This is a genomic window from Streptomyces longispororuber (genome assembly GCF_024448165.1).
GTDB classification, from domain to species: Bacteria; Actinomycetota; Actinomycetes; order Streptomycetales; family Streptomycetaceae; genus Streptomyces; species Streptomyces longispororuber_A.
This window is the reverse complement of the sequence record NZ_JAMOLN010000370.1, coordinates 1-4,540: the sequence shown is the minus strand read 5'-3', so window position 1 is coordinate 4,540 and position 4,540 is coordinate 1. Positions and strand designations below refer to the sequence as shown.

Sequence of the window (4,540 nt, the reverse complement as noted above, 5' to 3'; positions counted from 1 at the left end):
TTCGTCTTGCGGCTGGTGAGGTAGGCGTGGACCTGGGTGAGCTGTGCGGCGGCCCGTGCGGTCTGTTCGGCGAGCGGGCGGCTGCCGGTTCGCTGGTGGGCCTGGTGCAGGAGGTCGGGTACGTCGGTGGGCCGGGCGAGGTGGTGGAAGTCGTCGGTGAGGTGGAGGCCGTGCAGGCGCAGGGGGCCGATGCGTTGGCCGGCGATGGTGAAGCTGGCGTAGTGCTGGTAGCGGGGGAGTGCGGCGACCTGGTCGGGGGTGGGTTTGTTGCCCCACTCGGTGGTGATCGCGGTGATGACTTTGCGGGAGCCGGTGGTGGTGGCGAGGGTGGAGGAGTTCTGCAGGAGGGCGTCGCGGACCGGTTGCGGCAGCCGGCTCAGGGCCTGGGTCATGCCGTGGATGCGGACCTGGTATTTGCGTAGGTCTTCGAACATGGCGGCGAGGGATTCGGGTGCGCTGCCGGCGATGGTGATGAGTTCGTCGAGGTAGGCGCGGAACGGGACGCGCCGGCTGGTGGGGGTGTCGCGTCGGGAGCGGCCGGCGCGCAGGAGTTCGTGGGCGATCAGGGAGGAGACGAGGCGGTCGGTGGGGCTGTTGCCGGCGGTGCAGATCCAGATGATGTGGCGGGTGTCCATGGCGGTGCGCAGGTCGAAGTGGCTGTGCGGCTGGCCGAGGAAGGCGTGGTAGACGGGGTTGGCGGCCAGGCGGGCGAGGGGGTTGAGGATGATGCCGAACGCGTCGTAGGGGAGGGTGGGGAACACGGTCTGCCACCAGGAGAGGGTGTCCTCGCTGAGTTCTTGGCGTGCGGTGTGCAGGGCGAGGGTGCGGAAGTCCTTGTCGGTGAGCAGGGCGCGGATGTGGAAGACGGTGGCCTGTGATGCGAACTGTCCTTGGTGGCAGGCGTGTTCGTTGACGGCGGCCAGGACCTGGACGCAGGCGGTGAGGATGGTCAGGCCGCGCGGGGCGTTGGCCTCGTCCCAGTTCATGCCGGCGGCGAGTCCGTCGACGACGGCGGCGACGACGTCGTGGAGGGGGCGGCCCGGTTGCATGTCGAGCAGGTTCCAGCTGCCCACCGGGTCGGTGTCGCTGCACGGGGTGAGGTCGATGAGCTGGATGCGGTCGATGATGTCGGTGTGGGCGAGGTAGGGGGCGGCGCGTTCGAAGGAGTCGCGGTGCGGGTCCACGTACAGCAGGCCGCCGCCGGTGTGGGCGACCATGATGGCCTGGGCCAGGGCGCGTTCGGTCTTGCCGCCGCCGGCTTTGCCCAGGCCGGTCTCGAACAGGGTCTCCTCCTCCCGGGTGGCGACCAGTCGCCGGGACCCGTCGGCCTCGACCACGGCGCCCTGCAGCAGCAGGCCGTCCATCTCGTCCAGGGCGTCGGGGCGGAAGGTGGGCAGCTGGGTGGGCAGCAGCGGCAGAGTGCAGTGGGTGGTGGGGGGTTTGAGGAGCCCGGCCAGTTCGGGCAGCCGGGCCAGGTTCGCCCTGGGCGGGCGGCACTGCCCGCTGTCCCAGCGCCGCTGCCAGCCGTTGACGAAGGGCCACTGATCGGGCCCCCAGGCCCGGCCCAGCAGCCGCAGACCGCGCGGGCTCAGGCGGGCCTGCTGCGTGAACACGTGGAAGCCGCCCTGCACCTGGGATAGCAGGGCGCGGGCGCGGCCCTGCCGGTTGGAGGCGCAGCGGATCAGGATCTGCACCCGGGCCAGCGGCGCCTGACCGGCCAGCTTGCCCAGCACCTGGTCGCGGTCGATCCGGCGCGGCTGCGGCATCACCAGCGGCGGTGTCGGCCGGCCGTTGCCGGTCAGCAGGGTGCGCAGCGAGTCGGCCGCGGCTGCGGTCTCCCGGCGCGTGGAGCGGGCCACGGCGACGGCCTCCCGCTGCTCCGTGGTGCGGGCCTGCCGCATGAGCTGCAGCCGTTGCAGGCGCACCGTGAGCCGCGGGGCGGGCTGCAGGTCCACACAGATCTCCACCAGGTCGCCGAGGCCGGTCTGCAGGGCGGATACGGCGTCCACGAGGGGCTGCAGCGGGTCGGGGTCGAGCGGCACGGCGCGCAGGGAGGCGGCGGGGCTGCCGCGCAGCACGAGTTCACCGCGGACCTGGAAGTCCCGCTCGTCGTCTGGCTGGTCGGCGTCTGCGTCGGGTGGGGCGATGGTGACGGCGTCCCCGAAGCTGCTGGTGCGCAGGAACTTCGCGCCGCCGGCGGGGCCCTCCAGCTGGTAGGCGAGCGGATGCTCGGCGTCGGAGCGCAGCTTGATGCGTACGGCGCGGCTGCGTTTGGGGGCCCACCACGGCAGCGCGTTGGCGGCCCGCAGCATCATCAGGCCCTGGCGCAGGATGCGTTCGGCGTCCGGATCGAAGTAGGAGGCGGGCGTCGTGCGCAGCACGAACCGCTCGCGCGAGGCCTTCTGCGCGGTGTGCCGGGTCAGTGCTTCCCGCGCCAGGCAGAGCGCCAGGAGTGCGGCGAGCGGCAGGTACCAGTGCGCCAGCAGCCACTGCAGGCCGTCGGCGATGGCGAAGGCCACTTTTGCTGGGTCGGGCAGCGCCCCTGGTGTGGTCATGTGGTGGCGGGCGGCAAGGGGATCCATCGGTCATCTCCCTTCAGGGGGCGGAAGGTGAGGTCGGTGAGGCGGCCGTCGGTGTAGGTGCCGCCGCGGTCGGCGCCCGCCCACACCAGGTGCACTACCGCCCGGGCGGGTGCTGCGGGGTCCTTGCGGGCGATGGCCGCCTGGATGCGGATGCGGGTGAACGCCGGTGCCACCGCGCCCGGTCGGCCGGCCGGCGTGGGGAAGGCGGTGGGAAAGGACCTGCGTCCCAGCCCGGTGAGATCGGCGAGGAGCACCTTGCGCCCCAGGGCGACCAGAGTCCGGGCCTGCCCGGCGGGGAGATCGGCGGGCCAGGAGCGGTTCAGCAGGCGCCGGATCGCCCGGTCACCGGCCATCCCCTCGCCGCGGGGCGGCAGGTCGGCCACCGGGTCCGGCGCCCTGGGCGCAGGGGCCGCGGGCGCGTTACGCGATGGGGCCGGCGCGCCGCTGCGAGGGCCGGCCGTGCCGGCCGGCACCGGCGAGGGTGACGACGGGTGTGCAGCACGTGGCGGGGAGGTGGGCGAGGCAGTGGGTGGGGACAACAGGAGCCAGCCGGCCACCGCCAGGACCAGGGTGAGGGCCACCAGCAGCCAGGGGGAACGCGGTCGTGCCCGCACGGGATCGGTCATAGCAGGCGGGCCCCTCCCGCGTAGCCGGGCATGGCGTCGACGGGGTCGTAGCGCACCAGGGTGCCCGGCCGGGCGGCGTTGATCATGCGGCCGCCGCCCACGTAGAGGCCGACGTGATAGATCGTGGTGTCCCGGCCCGGCGCGTAGCCGAAGAACACCAGGTCGCCCGGGCGCAGGGCACCGTGGCCGGCCGTGGCGGGAATCCGCTGGCCTCGTCCGGCCTGGGCGGCCGCAGTCCGGGGCAGCCGGATGCCGACTTGCGCGAAAGCGTAGGTGGTCAGTCCTGAGCAGTCGAAGCCGTTGATGCCCTCGCCGCTGACTCCGCTGGGCGAGCAGCAGATCCCGGTGGACTTTCCGTCCGCATGGCCACCGCCCCACGAGTAGGGCACACCCCGCTGGGACGACGCCGCGTCAAGCACGGCGCGGACCTTTGCTGACAGGCTCTTCAGGTCCTGGGCGGCCGCCGTGTACTGGTCGATCCAGCGGCGGACGTTGGCGACGTACTCGCTGCTGTGGTTGTACTGGAAGATCGCCGCACGCAGCTGGTCGGTGCGGGCGAGGTTGCGGCCGCGGCCGCACAGGTAGGCGGCGGCGCCGAGCGCGGCGTCGTCGGCGTTGTGCGGATCGCGGGCCCCGTCGTTGTTGCCGTCCTGGCCTGATGACTCCCAGGTGGCGGGCATGAACTGGAAGGGGCCGACCGCGCGTTCACCGGCGGCGGTGCCGTCCCACTTGCCGCCGTCGGTGTCGGCGAACACGCTGGTGTTGCCGCCGGCGCCGCTGCCGTTGAGGAGCACCCCGTAGATCTTGGGCCGGATGTCGCCGTTGGCGGCGAGGGTGCGCCCGGCGGCGTGATGGGACTCGACCTTCGCGATCCCGGCGAGGATCGGCCAGCGCATGCCGCGGCAGGGAGGCACGACCGTGCTGATGTGCTGCACCGCGTTCTTGTAGGCCTGCAGCATGCGCGGCGGGATGTCCGCGCTGCTGCCCGCCTCGGCGAGCCCGACATCGGCGTTCTCCTGCTGCGACAGCGCGGCGAGGCGAGCGGAGGCACCGGACAGCGGAGCCATGCAGCACACCGTCACTGCCAGCAGAACACCGGTGAGCAGCGCCCACTTGAGCCACCGCCGTGCGGGACGTACTCGCGTGTCCCTGCTCATGCCGGTCATGCCCCCGCACCTCCGTCGTCCGGCCCGTCGCCGTCCCCGAGGCGGGGCGGGTTGCGGCGGCTGGAGTCCTGGATCCGCCGGAACATTTCCTGCGCGGCACGGCGCGAGGCATCGGAGGCGCCACCGGGTCCCGGTGGTGCGGGGCGCGGCTGGGGACGGGAGATCC

At 73.0% G+C, this 4,540-nt stretch carries 3 protein-coding genes; all 3 read right to left on the bottom strand.

Features of this window, described 5'->3' with window-relative positions; all coding sequences use genetic code 11:
- Positions 1-2,582 (bottom strand): type IV secretory system conjugative DNA transfer family protein (locus M4J07_RS46770; protein ID WP_255983312.1); only part of this gene is annotated, 2,582 nt, incomplete at its 3' end.
- A complete protein-coding gene (locus M4J07_RS46765; RefSeq protein WP_255983310.1) occupies positions 2,552-2,965 on the bottom strand; it encodes a hypothetical protein in 414 nt (137 codons plus the stop codon). The genes M4J07_RS46770 and M4J07_RS46765, both read right to left, overlap by 31 nt.
- Positions 2,966-3,204: 239 nt before the next feature.
- A complete protein-coding gene (locus M4J07_RS46760; protein WP_255983308.1) occupies positions 3,205-4,374 on the bottom strand; it encodes a C40 family peptidase in 1,170 nt (389 codons plus the stop codon).
- Positions 4,375-4,540 lie beyond the last annotated feature (166 nt).